Source organism: Aquincola sp. J276, from assembly GCF_024700035.1.
GTDB classification, from domain to species: Bacteria; Pseudomonadota; Gammaproteobacteria; order Burkholderiales; family Burkholderiaceae_C; genus Aquincola; species Aquincola tertiaricarbonis.
In genome coordinates, this window is the sequence record NZ_JAJONC010000001.1 from 251,013 (window position 1) to 268,135 (window position 17,123).

Below are 17,123 nucleotides of genomic sequence, written 5' to 3' on the forward strand. Positions count from 1 at the left end.
CTTCAAGATCACCATGGACATCCTGAAGAAGGAAGGCCTGCTGCCCGAGCCCGCGCCGCTGACCACCGGCCCGCGGGTGCAGCTGCACCACACCTTCAGCCAGCCGCAGCTGCGCGGTGGCGCTGCAGGGCACCGAGACCGGCCTGCCCATCGTGCTCAGCCATGCGCTGGGCCTGGACCTGCACATGTGGGACGACCTGGCCGCCGAGCTGGGCAGGAGCCACCCGGTGCTGCGCTACGACCACCGCGGCCATGGCGGCTCGGCGGTGCCCGATGCCGCCTTCAGCCTGGACGACATGGTGGACGACGCCGCCCGCGTCATCCGCGAATGGGGCCGCGGGCCGGTGCTGTTCGTGGGCCTGTCGATGGGCGCGATGGTGGCCCAGGGCCTGGCCATCCGCCATCCGGAGCTGGTCAAAGGCCTGGTGCTGGCCAACACCACCGCGCAATATCCCGACACCGCCAAGACCGCCTGGGTGCAGCGCATCGAGGCGGTGAAGGCCGGCGGCATGGCCGCGGTGGCCGACATGGTGGTGCAGCGCTACCTGCATGAAGACCACCGGCAGGCGCATCCGGCGCAGGCCGAGGCCCTGCTCGGCACGCTGCTGCGCACCTCGGCCACCGGTTATGCGGCCGCCTGCACCGCGGTGATGGCGGTGGACTGGCTGGGCCAGCTGGACCAGGTGGCCGTGCCCACGCTGGTGATCGCCGGTGCCCGCGATGCCGGCGCCACGCCCGAGATGGCGCAGGCCATCGCCGAGCGCGTCCCGGGCGCCGCGCTGGAGGTGCTGCCGCAGGCCAGCCACCTCAGCGTGCAGGAAGTGCCGGCCGAGTTCACGCGGCTGCTGCAGGCCTTCATCGAGCGCGTGCGCAAAGAGGCTTGATGGCACATTCCGCAGCGGTCGACGACGGCAGCAGCGTGGAGGTGGCCACGCTGGCCAACGGCGTGCGCGTGCTGGCGCTGCGGCTGCCGCATGCGCCCACGGCCAGCGTCAGCATCTTCGTGCGCACCGGCAGCCTGCACGAGAGCCGTCGCATCAACGGCATCAGCCACGTGGAGGAGCACATGGCCTTCAAGGGCACCCACACCCGGGACTGCCAGCAGATCAACCTCGATGCCGAGCTGCTGGGCGCCGAGGTGAACGCCCATACCGACAAGGACCACACCGCTTACCACATGCGCGGCCTGGCCGCCGACGCGCCGCGCTTCGTCTCCATGCTGGGCGACATCGTGCGCAACGGCACCTACCCGGAGGCCGAGCTGGCGCGCGAGCGCAGCGTGATCCTGCAGGAGCTGTCCGAGGACGACGACGACCCGGTGAGCACCGCCTACAAGCTGTTCGACCACCACTGCTTCGGCAGCCATCCGATGGCGCTGCCGGTCATCGGCGCGCGCCGCGTGATCGAGACGCTGAGCCGCGACGACCTGCTGGGCTACGTCGGCCGCCAGTACACCGGCGCCAACATGGTGGTGGCCGCCGCGGGCGACGTGCGGCTGGAGGAGCTGGCCGCAGCGGCCGAGGCCGCCTTCGGCAGCCTGCCGGCCGGCACGCCCAACCTGGTGGCCCCGCCGCGGCACATCGGCGGCCTGGGCGCGCGCCGGCAGAGCGGCGCCAGCCAGACGCACGTGGTGCTGGGCTTTCCCATCCCCGCGCTGGCCGAGCCGCACCATGCGGCGGTGCTGGCCGCGGCGGTGTTCGGCGAGGGCATGAGCTCGCCGCTGATGGACGAGATCCGCGAGCGGCGCGGCATCGCGTACTACTGCTCCTGCTCGGCCGACGTGTACGAGCACTGTGGCCAGTTCATCGTGGAAGCGTCGATGGCGCCGGAGCGGGTCGACGAGTACCTGGAAGCCGTCACCACGCTGCTGGCCGCGCATGCGCAGCAGGTGCAGGCGCTGTCGCTTCAGCGCGCGCGCAAGCAGCTGACGGTGCGCGAGTTGCTGGATGCCGAGCGGCCGCAGCGCCGGCTGGAGCGGGCGGCGCTGGACCTGCTGTCGCTCGGCCGGGTGCGCGACCCGCGGGAGCGGGCAGATGCGCTGGACGCAGCCTCCGCCGCCGACGTGAGCGGCGCCTTCGCCACCCTGCTGCGGCAGCCGGTGGCGCTGGCCATGGCCGGGCGGGTGAAGCCCGGCGCCATCGACCGCGCGCGCGAGGCGCTGGCCGCCCGGCAGATCGGCGGGCTGTAGCGCGCCGCGGGCCCTCAGGCGCCGGTGGGCGCCAGGAAGTGGTGCGGGCCCGAGCTGCAGTTGTCCACCGCCTGCCGGATGTGCGGCGCAATGGCGGGATCGTCGGGCGCATACAGGCCGCAGCGCCGCAGGTTGGCCAGCAGGCCGGCGCGCGGCGGCGTGCGTTCCAGCAGCACCCGAGCCGCGCAGGGCGTGCGCTGGTGGTTGGCGGAGATGCCCACCTTCACACCCATCAGCGTGTTGAGCGAGCGGGCGTAGTCGGGGTAGAGGATGGTCTGCGTCAGCTCGATGCGCAGGCCGCATTCGTAGTCGGTGAGGATGATGCGGTCGCCCAGCATCATCGCGATGCCCTGGTAGCGGTAATGGCGGCGGCAGCGCCCGCCCGGGGCGCCCACGCGCTCCAGCCGCTTGTAGACCACTGCGCCGTCCTGCAGCTCGAACACGATCAGCGTGCGCAGCAGATGGCCCGGCGTGGACATCGACTGGTACACCTCGAAGAAGCTGCCCACCAGTTGCCGCCCGCGCGGATCGGCCTCCTGCAGCAGCCGGTCCAGGTGGGCCTGCAGCCGGCGGCTGGCCTCCGGCCGCGCGGCGCTGCGCACGCCCATCAGCGCGGCGAATTCGTCCGCCGGCATCAGCAGCTCGTGCACCTCCACGCCGAAGTGGTCGCCGATCTTGCGCAGCAGCGCCGGCCGCGGCTGCGAGCTGCCGCTGAGGTACTTGTTGAGCTGGCTGCGGTTGAGGTCCAGCGCCCGCGCCACGTCGCTGATCGAGGGCTTGAAGCTGCACAGCAGCCGCAGGTTGGCCGCCAGGCCGGGATGCGTGGCGGGTACGGCGATGGTGGGCAGGCGGGGCATGGCGGGGCGGGAAGGGCAGGGGCGTGCGGGGCGTGACGGCGGAAGTCTAGGGGCGGGTGGCGCTTTCCGGCGCAGCGGTGGCAGCAAACAGCGCCAGTCGGCGGCGGATGGAGAAATGGTCAGCCCGGCGTCCTGGCGGGACCATGACGAGGCTCAAACGAGCCCCGTTTCCACCCACCGGAACACACCATGAAGAAACTGCTTGCCCTGCTGCCGATGCTGTCCTTCAGCGCCTTGCTCACCGCCGTGCAGCCTGCCCTGGCGCAGGCCCCGGCCGCCAACCCGGCCCTGCCCAACATCAAGATCCTGGCCACTGGCGGCACCATCGCCGGCGCCGGCGTGTCCAGCACCCAGTACGCCGGCTACCAGGCCGCCGTCACGCCGGTGGACAAGCTGCTGGCCGCGGTGCCGGAGCTGAGCAAGGTGGCCAACGTCAGCGGCGAGCAGATCGCGCAGGTGGCCAGCCACAACATGACCGGCGACATCCTGCTGAAGCTGGCCCAGCGCGTGAACGTGCTGCTGGCCAGCAAGGACGTGGACGGCGTGGTCATCACCCACGGCACCAACACGCTGGAGGAATCGGCCTACTTCCTGAACCTGGTGGTCAAGAGCAGCAAGCCGGTGGTGATGGTGGGCGCGATGCGGCCGGGCACCTCGATGAGCGCCGACGGCCCGATGAACATCTTCCGCAGCGTGATCACCGCCGGCAGCAAGGACGCGCACGGCCGCGGCGTGATGGTGGTGATGAACGACCAGATCATCGGCGCACGCGATCTGCACAAGACCGACACCATGACGGTGGACACCTTCAAGGCACCGGTGTTCGGCTACCTGGGCTTCGTGGTGGACGGCAAGACCCACTTCTACAAGCCGGCCGCGCGCAAGCACACCACCGCCACCGAGTTCGACGTCTCGGGCCTGACCTCGCTGCCCAAGGTGGACATCGTGCTCGGCTACGAGGACGACTCCCGCACCGCCATCGACGCGCTGGTGGCCGCCGGCGCCAAGGGCATCGTGCATGCCGGCGCCGGCACCGCCTCGGTCAGCGCGGCGGTGCAGCCGGGCATCCTGGATGCGGTGGCCAGGAAGGTGGCGGTGGTGCGCTCTCCGCGTGCGTCGCTGGGCATCATCACCCGCAACATGGAGTTCGACGACGACAAGTTCGGCACCATCTCCGGCGACACGCTGAACCCGCCCAAGGCGCGCATCCTGCTGATGCTGGCGCTGACGAAGACCAGCGATCCGAAGGAAATCCAGCGCATGTTCGACATGTACTGACCGCCTCGTGCCCGGCGCGGCGGCGCAAATTTTCGCCGCCGCGCTCACGGCGCGATGCTGCTGTGCAGCACGGATACTGGGTGGGCCACCCGTACCGCCCATGCGTCCTGTTCCGTCCGCTGCCGCGGTGCCCCGGCTGCAACTGCTCGGCGGTTTCGAGTTGCTGGACGCTGTTGGGCACCCGGTCATCCTGCCCTACGACAAGGCCCGCGCGCTGCTGGCGCTGCTGTGCCTGCAGCGCACCCCGCTGGAGCGCGAGGCCACGGCCACCATGCCTGTGGCCCGACTCGCAGCCCGCCCAGGCGCTGGCCAACCTGCGCCGCGCCCTGTTCGACCTCAAGCGCAGCCTGGCGCCCCTGTGGGCGCCCGCCATCGGCACCGTGCTGCCCGCCGACCGCCGGCGCATCGCCCTGGCCACCGGCCTGCCCTGGCAGATCGACTGCCTGGCCTTCGAGCAGGCCGAAGCCGCCGCCCGGGCCAGCGACGGCCCGCGCCGCCTGGCGGCCCTGCGGCAGGCCGTGTCGCTGTACCGCGGCCCCTTGCTGCATGGCGTGCACCTGGACGACGCCCCGGGCTTCGACGCCTGGTTGACGCCCCGCCGGCAGGCCCTGCATCACCAGGCGCTGGAGTACCTGGTGGCACTGGCCGCCTGGCTGCTGCGGCAGGGCGAGCTGTCGAGCGCGCTGGACTGCGCGCAGCGCGCCCTGGCGCTGGACCCCTGGTGCGAGCCGGCGCTGCGCTGCGCGATGCAGGCCCTGTCTGCGCAACAGCCCGCCCAGGCGCTGGCGCTGCACCGGCAGTTCAGCCAGCGGCTGCGTGAGGAGCTCGGCGCCGATCCGCAGCCCGAGACCCAGGCCCTGGCCGCGGCGCTGCGCCAGCCCGCAGCGCTGGCCCTGGCGCCGCCGGCCCCGTCACCGGCGCAGCGCCGCCGCGTGGTGGCGCTGGTGTGCGAATGGGAGGTGGCGGGACCCACCACCGGCAGCCCCGCAGCGGCGGATGCCGAGGCGCTCGCTGCCCGCCTGCTGGGGCTGCAGGCGCGGGCCCAGGCCCTGCTGCAGGCCCACGGCGGCTGCGTGCTGCATGCCCAGGCCGGGGAGCTGCTGGCCTTCTTCGGTCATCCGGCGGCCACCGACCAGGCACCCCGCCTTGCGCTGGACGGCGCCCTGGCGCTGATGGTGCTGGGCGCCGCCGATGGCCTGCTGCTGCCGCGCCTGGGCCTGCATGTAGGCTGGGTGCATGCGCCGCCGGGGCAGGCCAGCCCGGACGTGATGGGCACGCTGTCGCGCGAGGCCCGGCGCCTGGCCGTGGCGGCGCGGGCCGGCACCGCCCTGGTCAGCCCCGCGCTGCAGGCACAGAGCCAGCGCTACCACCGCTTTGCCACCGCGGCGCACGGCGGCCTGCTGCTGGCGGGCCCGCGCCGCCGACCGGCTGCGGCCGATGCGCTGCCGCCGCTGGTGGGTCGGCAGGCCGAGCTGGACGGCCTGCTGGCGCACTGGACGGCGGCGCAGACGCAGTACCGCGCGGTCTGGCTGCAGGGCGAGCCCGGCCTGGGCAAGACGCGCCTGCTGCAGGCGCTGGAGCACCAGGTGGCGGTGGCTGGCCCGCGCCCGGCCGCGCCGGTGCTGCGCCTGCAATGCCGGCCCGAGATGCGCCACAGCCCCTGGCATGCGGCCGTGGACGCGTTGCGGCGCCGCCTGGGCAGCCGCCGCACCGAGGCGCAGGCCCGGGCCGCGCTGCAACGGTTGCTCCAGCGCGCCGGGCTGGAGCCCGGCGAGGGCGCCGCGCCGCTGGCCCAGTGGCTGTGGCCCGGCGAGCGCATGGGCGGCGATGCTCTGCAGCCGCCGGGCGCGGCCGAGCAGCGCAGCCTGCATCGGCTGTGGCTCGCGCTGTACCAGGGCCTGCTGTGCGGCCGGCCGCATCTCCTGGTCATCGAGGACCTGCACTGGGCCGATGCCTCCCTGTGCTCCATGCTCGCGCTGTGGCTGTCGCAGCCGCCCGCCCGGCGCGGCCCCGGCCTGCTGGTGCTCAGCTCCCGACGGCCGCCGTCGACGGAGCTGGCGCTGGGCGTCCAGGTGCTGGCGCTGGGCCCGTTGTGCGACGACGGCATGGCGCAGCTCATCGACGCCTTGCCCGATGCGCCCGAAGGCGCCGCAGCCCGCCGGCAGGTGCTCTCGCGGGCGCAAGGCGTGCCGCTGTTCGCGCAGGAGCTGGCCCGCTCGCTGTGCCAGGCACCGCACGAACGTGTGCCGGCCACGCTGTGGGACCTGCTGGCCGAGCAGCTCGAGCGCCTGCCGCCCGCGCAGCGTCGCCTGGTGCAGTGCGCGGCGGTGCTGGGCAGCCGCTGGGACGAGCCGCTGCTGTGGGCGGTGGCCGACGAGGGCCGGGCGCAGGCAGATGGGTCGGCTGCGCTGCAGGCGCTGGCCGACGGCGGCCTCATCCAGCCGGCGCCAGCACCGCACTGGCACTTCCGCCATGCGTTGCTGCGCGATGCGGCCTATGAATCGCTGGGCACGATGCAGCGGCAGGCGCTGCATGCCCGCGCGGCCGATGCACTGCAGCGGCTGTTCCCGCGCCGCGTGGCCGACGAGCCGGCGCTGCTGGCCTGGCACCTGCATGCCAGCGGCGATGCGGCGGCGGCGCACTACTGGTGGCAGGCCGGCTGCCGCGCGGCCAGCCAGTCGGCGCATGCCGAGGCGCGCCACCTGCTCACGCTGGGCCTGCAGGCCTTGGCGGCAGACGATGCGCCGCCGGCGCTGCGGCAGCGCCTGCTGGCGCCGCTGCATCTGCAGCTGGGCACCAGCCTGCTGGCCTTGCAGGGCTACGGCAGCCGCGCCGCGCGGCGCTGTTTCGAGCAGGCGCTGGCCAGCCTGCCGCCGGACGGTGCGCAGCCCCAGCGCTTCCAGGCCCTGTGGGGCCTGTGGCTGGGCAGCCGCAGCGGGCCGGACGAGCCCATCCCCGCGCTGCGGCTGGCGGACGAACTGGCCGCCGAGGCCGACCGCGCGCGTGACGAGGCCGCCGCCTTGCAGGCCGCCTATGCCCGCGGCAACAACCTGCTGTTCCTGGGCCGGCTGGCCGAGGCTGACTCGGTGCTGCAGGCTGCGGCCGAGGCCGGCGAGCACCTGCCCGCCGAGCCGCTGCTGCTGCGCTTCGGCGAGCATGGCGGCATCGCTGCCCGCGCGCTGCGGGCGTGGACGCTGGCGCTGCAGGGCCGCGCCGCGGCCGCCCAGGCCGAGGCTGCCCGCGCGGTGGCCGCGGCCCGGCGGCTCGACCACGCGCAGACGCTGGCCTTCGCCCTGGCCATGGCCGCCGTGGCCCACCGCCACCTGGGCCAGCCCGGCCCGGCGCGGCCGCTGTGCGAGGCGCTGCTGGCCGTGGCGCAGCGCCACGACTGTGGCGCGTCAATCTGGATGAGAGCAGCGCGACAATCAGGATGAGAACCGTGTCGCGGTCGTTGGATGATGCACGAGTTTGTTTGTCGCGCAATGCTTTCAGGGTGTTGGCGGTGTCGCGCTGGGCTTCGGTACGCCGACGTTTTTGGGCGTTGCAAAGCTGGCAGGACGGCCCGCCCCGACTTGCTTGCGCTCGATGGCGGTGCGACGACGGTAGCTCTCGACGTTCATCTCGAAGATGGTCGAGTGATGGACCAAGCGGTCGACGGCGGCCAGCGTCATGGCGGGGTCCTGGAACACCTTGCCCCATTCCCCGAACGGCTGGTTGGCGGTGATGATCATCGAGCGCCGCTCATAGCGGGTGCTGATCAGCTCGAAGAGTGCGGACGTCTCGGCTTGGTCTTTGGTGACGTAGGCCAGGTCGTCGAGGATCAAGACGTCGAAGTTATCGAGCCTGGTCAGGGCTGCCTCGAGTGCGAGTTCGCGGCGAGCCACCTGCAGGCGTTGCACCAGATCCGAGGTCCTTGCGAACAACACTCGCCAGCCCTTCTCTACGAGGGCCAGGCCGATCGCCGACGACAGATGGGACTTCCCGCCGCCGGGCGGTCCGAGCAGCAGGACGTTGGCGCCATTGCGTAGCCACTCATCGCCCGCGCACAGCGCGGCCACCTGGGCCCGCGAGATCATCGGCACGGTGTGGAAGTCGAAGTTGTCGAGCGTCTTGCCGGGCAGCAGCTTGGCTTCGGCCAGATGCCGTTCAATGCGTCGCCTGTCGCGTTCGGCAAGCTCGTTCTCGGCCAGTGCGGTGAGGAACCGGGCTGCGGGCCATCCCTCCTTGTCGGATCGTTCAGCGAAGCTCGACCAGATCTGCTTGGTGGCGGGCAGGCGCAGCTCCGACAGCAGCAGCGTCAGGCGGGCGGCGTCGAAGTGCTCGGTCATGCGATCACCTGCGCGTCCGAGGTTGCCAGGATGTCGTAAGAACTCAGCGCTGCGAGCCGCACCGACACCTCCGGCAAGCTTGCCGGGTCAGGTGCGAAGCGCGCTGTCAGCGCAGCAAGGTCCGGCGCGCGCCGGTGTGCGAGATCGTCGTCGAGCAAGTCGGCCAGCTGCAGCTCGCACGAGCGGTCGTGGGCCAAGCTCAGCAAGGCGACCATCGTCTTGCAGGCCAGGCGCTCGGACATCGTCTCGTGCAGGAACTCGAACATCCGGCGGTAGGCCTGCCGAGGGAACAACTGATCGCGGTAGACCACGCCGAGCAGCGCCATCGGCTTGCGCCGCAGCGCGTGGATGACGTGGTGGTAATCGACGACGTGGCCGTGCTTGCCGTTGGCGCCGGCACGCCCGCGTGGCAGCGTCATGAGCGACGTGGCGCCCAACAAGAGCTCCAGGCGGTCGTCGTGCAGCCGCACGCGCAGCCGGTGGCCGATCAGGCGCGACGGCACGGTGTAGAACACCTTGCGCAGGGTGAAGCCGCCCGACGAGGTCACATAGACGAAGGTCTCCTCGTAGTCGCACGTCCGATCTGGTGGCAGCGGCTGCAGCAGGGCCCGCTCGGCATCGATGCGCTTGCCATTGCGTGCATTCTTGCGGCTGACGATCTCGTCGATGAAGGCGCGGTACGCGGCGAGGTCCGTGAACTCGGTGCTGCCCCGCAACAGCAACGCGTCGTGCACCGCACGCTTCAAATGCCCGTGCGCGCTCTCGATGCTGCCGTTCTCGTGAGCGACGCCTCGGTTGTTGCGGGTCGGCTCCATCAGGTAGTGGGCGCACAGCGCGTCATAGCGCGAGGTCAGGTCATCTCGGGCCGCCGCGTCGAGGTTACGGAACGCGGCGGACAGGCTGTCGCTGCGGTGCTCCCGCGGCGCACCACCAAGTGACCAAAGCGCGTTCTGAAGGCCCTCGGCAAGTGCCACGTAGCTCTCGCCCCCGAGGATGACATGCGCATGCTCAAACCCGGAGCACGCCAGCCGGAAGTGGTACAGCCGATGGTCGAGCATGGCGCCTGCCACCGTCACGCCGAGATCGGCCATGTCGGTGAAGTCGGACAGGCCCATGCGGCCGGCCTCGTGGACTTGGCGGAACACCACCTCGCGCTCACCGCCGTTGACCGCTCGCCACGCCCGGATGCGGCGTTCGAGCGTGCGTCGGACGCCGGCTTCAAGTTCGGGGTGGCGTCGTCGCAGCTCGTCGAACACAGCGACCGGTCGGATGGCCGGAGCGGCCCGGAGCAGCGGCACCACTTCGGCATCGAAGATGTCGACCAAGGGATCTGGGCGCCGGCGGCTGCGGGGGGGACTTCTTCGCGGACGGCAGCCGTGGGTCCCCTTGCAGGCGATACGCACTGGCAACGCTGATCCCGGCTTGCGCCGCGGCGGCTGCAAGCGGCTTGGTGAGTCTGAGCTTCATGAACAACCTCATCTGCTGATCGTGGATGTGACTACCAGGCACGGCCGGACTCCCAGGACGAGAGCCCGCTTCGTACCTCACTTCCGCGATCACCGGCGTAGCACCACTAGGAGCCTCGCCGCCGGCAGTGCCGGGAGCCAACCGGGCTACGCCCGTCCGGCTCCCGGCACTGCCAAACTTCTCAGGTTGATTGACGCGCAGTTCTTACGTTGATTGACGCGGGACAGCCACGACCTGGCGCTGTGGCAGGCGGTGGGCGCGCTGCTGCAGGGCTGGTGTCGCACGCAGGAAGGCGATGCCGGCGGCCTGCAGCCGGTCGCCCAAGCGGTGGCCGCCTCGGCGGTGGTGCAGCCCAGCGTGCAGCCGACCTTCCTGTCCTTCCTGGCCGAGGCGCAACTGCGGCTGGGCCTGCACGCGCAGGCGCTGGCCACGCTCGAAGAAGCGCTGGCGCTGGCCCGCGAGCGCCAGGCCGACTACCTGCTGCCCGAGCTGCAGGCGATGCGGGCGCAGGTGCTGAGGGCAGCGCCGGCCGAGGCTCGGGCGCCGGGGTTCAGGCCGGGCTGCGGGGCCTGAGGCGGCTGCGCCCGGCTCAGCCGGGCTGCCAGCCCAGCCGGCGCGACAGGCCGTCGGCCACGCGCTTGAGTTCCGTCGCCAGCGGGCCGTCCCAGTCGCTGTCGAAGGTGGCACTGGGGCCGATCGCGGTGATGCTGAGCACCACCGCGCCCCGGCCGTCGAACACCGGCGCCGCCAGGGCGCTCACGCCCGGCAGCGACAAGTCCACCGCGCGTGCCAGGCCGCGCCGCCGCACCTCGTCCAGCTGCGCCTCGAAACCCGGCGCCGGCGCTTCCTCCGCCAGGAGCGGCGCCACTTCCGCCCGCGGATGGAAGGCGGCGAACAACCAGCCCGACGCGGTACCGCGCACGCTCATCACCGTGCCGTGGCGCATCGCCACGTGCACGGGTGAGGGCGCCTCGGCCACGCGCACGATCGTCGGCCCGCGGTTGCCCCACACCGCCAGCGCCACCGTGTGGCCAGTGGACTGCGCCAGCTCGTCGGCCAGCGGCGTGGCCAGCCGGACCGGGTCGTACTGCTGCAGGCTGATCAGCCCCAGCTGCAGCGCCAGCGGGCCCAGGCCGTAGCGGCCGCTGCCCGGCTCCTGCTCCACCAACCCGAGCTTGCCGAAGCTCACCAGGTACGGGTGCGCCTTGGCCGGTGCCATGCCGGCCTCGCGCGCCAGGTCCTTCAGCGGCATCGGCCGGCCGTGATGGGCCAGCGCCAGCAGCAGCTGGCCGCCCACCTCGATGCTCTGGATGCCCCGCGGCCCGCGTCCCTCGTCGGCGTCGTCCATGCTCGTGTTTCTACTTATGCGAATGAGTTAGACATTATCTAACGGATTGACTACAGTCAAATCAGTTAGACATCGTTGAACTCGTTAACCAAGGTCAAACCATGAGCAAAGCCTTCGCCTCGCAAGCCGATCTCGAAGAAAAGCAGGTGAGCTTCACCCAGCTGTCCGACAACGCCTATGCGTACACGGCCGAAGGCGACCCGAACACCGGCGTGATCATTGGCGACGACGCGGTGATGGTGCTCGACACCCAGGCCACGCCGGTGATGGCGCAAGACGTGATCCGCCGCATCCGCGAGGTGACCGACAAGCCGATCAAGTACGTGCTGATGACGCACTACCACGCGGTGCGGGTGTTGGGCGCCAGCGCCTACGGTGCCGAGCACATCATCGCGAGCCAGGACACACGCGACCTCATCGTCGAGCGCGGCGAGCAGGACAAGGCCAGCGAGATCGGCCGCTTCCCGCGCCTGTTCCGCAACGTGGAGAGCGTGCCGGCTGGCCTCACCTGGCCCACCATCACCTTCAGCGGCAGGATGACGCTGTGGCTGGGCAGCCTGGAAGTGCAGCTGCTGCAGCTGGGCCGCGGCCATACCAAGGGCGACACCGTGGCCTGGCTGCCGCAGCAGAAGATCCTGTTCAGCGGCGACCTGGTCGAGTTCGATGCCACGCCCTATGCCGGCGACGCCTACTTCAAGGACTGGCCGCAGACGCTGGACAACCTGGCCGCGCTGCAGCCGCAGAAGCTGGTGCCCGGCCGCGGCGCCGCGCTCACCACGCCGGAGGCGGTGCAGCAGGGCCTGGCCGGCACGCGCCACTTCATCGCCGACGTGTGGGCCAACGTGCAGGCCGGCGTGGCCGCGGGCCAGGACCTGAACACCGTCTACAAGCAGACCTACGCGGCGCTCAAGCCCAAGTACGGCCATTGGGTGATCTTCGACCACTGCATGCCCTTCGACGTCACCCGCTGCTACGACGAGGCCACGCAGTACCCCGACCCGCGCATCTGGACCGCCGAGCGCGACACCCAGATGTGGAAGACGCTGGAAGGCTGAGCACCGCACGACCACGAGGACAAGGCCATGGACTTCCAGACCCTGCAGTTCCCGTATCGGCGGCATGCCGACCAGGACGCCGCCGAGCCGGCGCGCCATCCGGTGGTGGTGGTGGGTGCCGGGCCAGTGGGCCTGGCCCTGGCCATCGACCTGGCGCAGCGCAACGTGCCGGTCGTGGTGCTGGACAACGACCACCAGCTGTCCGTCGGCTCGCGTGCCATCTGCTTTGCCAAGCGCACGCTGGAGATCTTCGACCGCCTGGGCTGCGGCCAGCCGATGGTGGACAAGGGCGTGTCCTGGAACGTCGGCCGCGTGTTCCTGCGCGACGAGCCGGTGTACGCCTTCAACCTGCTGCCCGAGGCCGGCCATGAGCGCCCGGCCTTCATCAACCTGCAGCAGTACTACGTCGAGGGCTACCTGGCCGAGCGCGCCGCGCAGCTGCCGCTGATCGACCTGCGCTGGGACAACGCGGTGAGCGCCATCGAGCAGCAGGCCGACCATGCGCTGCTGACGGTGGACACGCCGGATGGCCCCTACCGCCTGCGTGCCGACTGGGTGGCCGCCTGCGACGGCAGCCGCTCCACCGTGCGCGAGCTGATCGGCCAGAGCAGCACCGGCCGGGTCTTCAAGGACCGCTTCCTGATCGCCGACGTGAAGATCACCGGCCGCCAGCAGCCGCCCGAGCGCTGGTTCTGGTTCGACCCGCCGTTCCACCCCGGGCAGAGCGTGCTGCTGCACCGCCAGCCGGACGACGTCTGGCGCATCGACTTCCAGCTCGGCTGGGAGGCCGACCCCGACGAGGCGAAGAAGCCCGAGAACATCGTGCCGCTGGTGCGCAGGCTGCTGGGGCCGGACGTGCCCTTCACGCTGGAGTGGGCCAGCGTCTACACCTTCGGCTGCCGGCGCATGGGCAGCTTCTGCCACGGGCGGGTGCTGTTCGCGGGCGATGCGGCGCACGGCGTGTCGCCCTTCGGCGCCCGCGGCGCCAACTCCGGCGTGCAGGACGCCGAGAACCTGGCCTGGAAGCTGGCCGCGGTGCTGCAGGGCGAGGCGGGCGAGGGCGCCGATGCGCTGATCGCCAGCTATGGCGCCGAGCGTGAATACGCGGCCGACGAGAACATCCTCCACTCCACCCGCGCCACCGACTTCATCACGCCCAAGAGCGCGGTGAGCCGGCTGTTCCGCGATGCGGTGCTGCAGCTGGCGCGCACGCAGCCGTTTGCGCGCAAGCTGGTCAACAGCGGGCGGCTGTCGGTGCCGGCCACGCTGGACGGCTCATCGCTGAACACGCCGGACGTGGACACCTTCGCCGGCGCGATGCGGCCCGGCGCCGTGGCCGCCGATGCGCCGCTGCCCGAGGGTCGCTGGCTGCTGCGCGGGCTGGGCAGCGGCTTCACGTTGCTGGTGTTCGGCAGCGTGCCCGGCTGGGCGCGCGACTTGCCAGATCTGGGCCTGCTGGCCGTGCCGGCGGGCGAAGCCACCGCGCTGGCCTGGCAGCGTTACGACGCCACGCCGGGCAGCGCCTACCTCATCCGCCCCGACCAGCACGTGTGCGCCCGCTGGCGCGCGCCCACCGCCGCCGCCGTGCTGGCCGCGCGCGCCCGCGCGCTGGGCCGCATGGTGGACCCGCAGACCGAAAGGAGCGCCGCATGAACACCGCTGCCCTGATCACCGAACCGCACCTGGACGCGCCCGACGACTTCTACGAGGCGCTGATCGAGATCCACCGCGACCTGCCCGAGGCCGAGAGCCATGCGCTCAATGCCCGGCTGGTGCTGCTGCTGGCCAACCACATCGGATCGATGGCGGTGCTGAAGCAGGCGCTGGCCGTGGCGCGCCAGGGCGCAGTGACCGCAATTGATTCCGCGAGGCACATCCATGAGTGAACAAGCATCGCCGCTGCGCTACCTCAGCGGCTTCGGCAACCAGTTCGCCACCGAGGCGGTGGCCGGCGCGCTGCCGCAGGGCCGCAACAGCCCGCAGCAGGTGGCCCTGGGCCTGTATGCCGAGTTGATCTCCGGCAGCGCCTTCACCGCGCCGCGCCACGAGAACCGCCGCAGCTGGGTCTACCGGCGCCAGCCGTCGGTGGTCACCGGTGGCTTCGAGCCGCTGCCGCATGCCTACTGGAAGACCGGCGCGAAGGAGGGCGTGGACGCACCGCCCAACCCGATGCGCTGGCATCCGGTGGCGATTCCGGGCGATGACCAGCCCACCGACTTCATCGACGGCATCCGCACCGTGGCCGTCAACGGCGATGCCGATGCGCAGAGCGGCATGGCCGCGCACCTGGTGCTCATCAACCGCTCGATGGAGCGGCGTGCGCTGGTCAATGCCGATGGCGAGATGCTGCTGGTGCCGCAGCAGGGCGCCATCCGCGTGACGACCGAGATGGGCGTGCTGGAGGCAGCGCCCGGCCAGATCGTGCTGGTGCCGCGCGGCATCGTGTTCAAGGTGGCGGTGGACGGGCCTTCGCGCCTGTACGTGGCGGAGAACTACGGCGCCCCGTTCCGCCTGCCGGAGCTGGGCCCCATCGGCAGCAACGGCCTGGCCAATCCGCGCGACTTCCAGGCGCCGGTCGCGGCCTACGAGACCGAGCCCGGCGGCTATGAAGTGGTGCGCAAGTACGCGGGCAAGCTGTGGCGCACCCGGCAGACGCACACGCCGTTCAACGTGGTGGCCTGGCACGGCAACCTGGCGCCGCTGCGCTACGACACGGCGCATTTCATGGTCATCGGCTCCATCAGCTTCGACCATCCCGATCCTTCGATCTTCACCGTGCTCACCAGCCCCAGCGACACGCCGGGCACCGCCAATTGCGATTTCGTGATCTTCCCGCCGCGCTGGATGGTGGCCGAGGACACCTTCCGCCCGCCCTGGTACCACCGCAACCTGATGAGCGAGTTCATGGGGCTGGTGTACGGCCAGTACGACGCCAAGCCCGAAGGCTTCAAGCCCGGCGGCATGAGCCTGCACAACTGCATGGTGCCGCACGGCCCCGATGCCGAGGCCTTCGAGAAGGCCAGCAACGCGCCGCTGCAGCCGCACAAGCTGGACCACACGCTGGCCTTCATGTTCGAGAGCCGCTGGCGCTTCGTGCCCACCGAGTTCGCAATGAACGGCGGCGCGCTCGATCCCCACTATCCGCAATGCTGGTCGGCCCTGGACGACCGCTTCACCGACACCGCTGCATGACCGACTTCAACGCTTCCACCGACCCCACGCTCGATCCCGCGCTGCAGAGTTGGGTGGCTTCGGCCAACGAGCCCGGCACCGACTTCCCGCTGCAGAACCTGCCCTACGGCGCCTTCCGCCGCGCGGGCACGGACGAGCCGCTGCGCATCGGCGTGGCCATCGGCGACCAGGTGCTGGACCTGAAGCTCGCCGCCGCGCAAGCGGGCTGGCCGGCCGACGTGGCCGCCTTGCTGGCGCCGCTGGCCGCCGGCGACCTGAATGCACTGATGGCGCAGGGTGCCCCCGCCCGCCGCACGATGCGCGCGGCCCTGAGCGCCGCATTGCGCGACGGCAGCCCGCAGCAGGCCGCGCTGCAAGCTGCGCTGGTGCCGCAGGCGCAGGCCGAGATGGCCGTGCCCTGCCGCATCGGCGACTACACCGACTTCTACGCCGGCATCCACCACGCCACCGCGGTGGGCAAGCTGTTCCGGCCCGACAACCCGCTGCTGCCCAACTACAAGTGGGTGCCCATCGGCTACCACGGCCGGGTGTCGAGCATCCGCGTCAGCGGCCAGCAGTTCCGTCGTCCCAAAGGACAGACGCCCGGCGCGGACGGCGTGCCGGTGTACGGGCCGGCCAAGCGGTTGGACTATGAGCTGGAGATGGGTGTGTTCGTCGGCGCCGGCAATGCGTTGGGCGAGCCGCTGACGATGGCGCAGGCCGAGACCGAATGGTTCGGCATGGTGCTGCTGAACGACTGGTCGGCGCGCGACATCCAGGCCTGGGAATACCAGCCGCTGGGCCCGTTCCTGTCCAAGAGCTTCGCCAGCACGCTGTCGCCGTGGATCGTCACGCAGGAAGCGCTGGCGCCATTCCGCCGGCCGTTCACCCGGCCCGAGGGCGACCCGGCGCCGCTGCCTCACCTCGACTCGCCGGCCAACCGCGAACGCGGCGCGCTGGCCATCACCATCGAGGTCTGGCTGCAGACGGCGGGCATGGGCGCGCCCGAGCGCTTGAGCCAGGGCAGCGTGGGCGACGCCTACTGGACGGTGGCGCAGCTGCTGGCCCACCACAGCAGCAACGGCTGCAACCTGCAGCCCGGCGACCTGCTGGGCAGCGGCACGCTGTCGGGCCCGAAGCCCGACCAGGCCGGCTCGCTGCTGGAACTCACGCAGGGCGGCAAGCAGCCGATCACGCTGGCCTCGGGCGAGCAACGCACCTTCCTGCAGGACGGCGACACGGTGATCCTGAAGGCCTGGGCGGAAGCCCCTGGCGCACGCCGCATCGGCTTCGGCGAATGCCGGGGCACGGTGCTGGCGGCGGGGTAGCCGGCACCGCGAGGGCGGGGCCGCCGTGCGGCTACACACGTTCTTCGTGTGGCCTCGCGGCCATCGCCGCCAGGGCATCCGCCAGGTGGAGTGCGCCCTTGCC

Annotated in this window: 13 protein-coding genes and 1 pseudogene; 10 read left to right on the forward strand and 4 right to left on the reverse strand. The window is 71.5% G+C overall.

Features of this window, described 5'->3' with window-relative positions:
* Nucleotides 1-116: 116 nt before the first annotated feature.
* Complete coding sequence (locus tag LRS14_RS30125) at nucleotides 117-884, forward strand: alpha/beta fold hydrolase (RefSeq protein WP_310740783.1); 768 nt, start codon at nucleotides 117-119, stop codon at nucleotides 882-884.
* The gene (locus tag LRS14_RS01210) at nucleotides 884-2,188 is read left to right on the forward strand and encodes a pitrilysin family protein (protein ID WP_257798288.1); all 1,305 of its coding nucleotides are present in this window, start codon (nucleotides 884-886) and stop codon (nucleotides 2,186-2,188) included. Before LRS14_RS30125 ends, LRS14_RS01210 begins: the two co-directional genes overlap by 1 nt.
* 14 nt (nucleotides 2,189-2,202) lie before the next feature.
* On the opposite strand, the gene LRS14_RS01215 is transcribed toward LRS14_RS01210, so the two are convergent.
* Nucleotides 2,203-3,045, reverse strand: coding sequence for a helix-turn-helix domain-containing protein (locus LRS14_RS01215; RefSeq protein ID WP_257798289.1), 843 nt, complete (start codon nucleotides 3,043-3,045; stop codon nucleotides 2,203-2,205).
* Nucleotides 3,046-3,234: 189 nt separating this feature from the next.
* On the opposite strand from LRS14_RS01215, the gene LRS14_RS01220 reads away from it, so the two are divergent.
* Both LRS14_RS01220 and LRS14_RS01225 read left to right on the forward strand, forming a co-directional pair.
* A complete protein-coding gene (locus LRS14_RS01220) occupies nucleotides 3,235-4,323 on the forward strand; it encodes a type II asparaginase (RefSeq protein ID WP_257798290.1) in 1,089 nt (362 codons plus the stop codon).
* Between the two features lie 173 nt (nucleotides 4,324-4,496).
* A complete protein-coding gene (locus LRS14_RS01225) occupies nucleotides 4,497-7,757 on the forward strand; it encodes a BTAD domain-containing putative transcriptional regulator (RefSeq protein ID WP_257798291.1) in 3,261 nt (1,086 codons plus the stop codon).
* Between the two features lie 54 nt (nucleotides 7,758-7,811).
* On the opposite strand, the gene istB is transcribed toward LRS14_RS01225, so the two are convergent.
* Both istB and istA read right to left on the reverse strand, forming a co-directional pair.
* Complete coding sequence (gene istB, locus LRS14_RS01230) at nucleotides 7,812-8,651, reverse strand: IS21-like element helper ATPase IstB (protein ID WP_257798292.1); 840 nt, start codon at nucleotides 8,649-8,651, stop codon at nucleotides 7,812-7,814.
* A pseudogene (gene istA, locus LRS14_RS01235) lies at nucleotides 8,648-10,130 on the reverse strand (IS21 family transposase). Before istA ends, istB begins: the two are co-directional and overlap by 4 nt.
* Before the next feature lie 201 nt (nucleotides 10,131-10,331).
* Between istA and LRS14_RS01240 the strand changes: the two are divergent.
* On the forward strand, nucleotides 10,332-10,691 hold the full coding sequence (locus LRS14_RS01240) for a hypothetical protein (protein ID WP_257798293.1): 360 nt from the start codon (nucleotides 10,332-10,334) through the stop codon (nucleotides 10,689-10,691).
* 16 nt (nucleotides 10,692-10,707) lie between these two features.
* Here the strand turns inward: LRS14_RS01240 and LRS14_RS01245 are convergent, their stop codons facing one another.
* A complete protein-coding gene (locus LRS14_RS01245) occupies nucleotides 10,708-11,466 on the reverse strand; it encodes an IclR family transcriptional regulator (protein ID WP_257798294.1) in 759 nt (252 codons plus the stop codon).
* A 101-nt stretch (nucleotides 11,467-11,567) separates the two neighbouring features.
* Here LRS14_RS01245 and LRS14_RS01250 point away from each other — a divergent pair, with 101 nt between their 5' ends.
* The 5 genes from LRS14_RS01250 to fahA are packed head-to-tail and all read left to right on the forward strand — an operon-like array spanning nucleotide 11,568 to nucleotide 17,020.
* On the forward strand, nucleotides 11,568-12,521 hold the full coding sequence (locus LRS14_RS01250; RefSeq protein WP_257798295.1) for an MBL fold metallo-hydrolase: 954 nt from the start codon (nucleotides 11,568-11,570) through the stop codon (nucleotides 12,519-12,521).
* Between the two features lie 27 nt (nucleotides 12,522-12,548).
* The gene (locus LRS14_RS01255) at nucleotides 12,549-14,174 is read left to right on the forward strand and encodes an FAD-dependent oxidoreductase (protein WP_257798296.1); all 1,626 of its coding nucleotides are present in this window, start codon (nucleotides 12,549-12,551) and stop codon (nucleotides 14,172-14,174) included.
* Nucleotides 14,171-14,407 carry a DUF2783 domain-containing protein gene (locus tag LRS14_RS01260; RefSeq protein ID WP_257798297.1) on the forward strand — a complete coding sequence of 79 codons (237 nt, stop codon included), beginning with the start codon at nucleotides 14,171-14,173 and terminating at the stop codon, nucleotides 14,405-14,407. Before LRS14_RS01255 ends, LRS14_RS01260 begins: the two co-directional genes overlap by 4 nt.
* Nucleotides 14,400-15,713, forward strand: a complete 1,314-nt coding sequence (gene hmgA / locus LRS14_RS01265; RefSeq protein WP_257798298.1) for a homogentisate 1,2-dioxygenase — start codon at nucleotides 14,400-14,402, stop codon at nucleotides 15,711-15,713. The genes LRS14_RS01260 and hmgA overlap by 8 nt, the downstream gene beginning before the upstream one ends.
* Complete coding sequence (gene fahA, locus LRS14_RS01270; protein WP_257798299.1) at nucleotides 15,710-17,020, forward strand: fumarylacetoacetase; 1,311 nt, start codon at nucleotides 15,710-15,712, stop codon at nucleotides 17,018-17,020. The genes hmgA and fahA overlap by 4 nt, the downstream gene beginning before the upstream one ends.
* Nucleotides 17,021-17,123 lie beyond the last annotated feature (103 nt).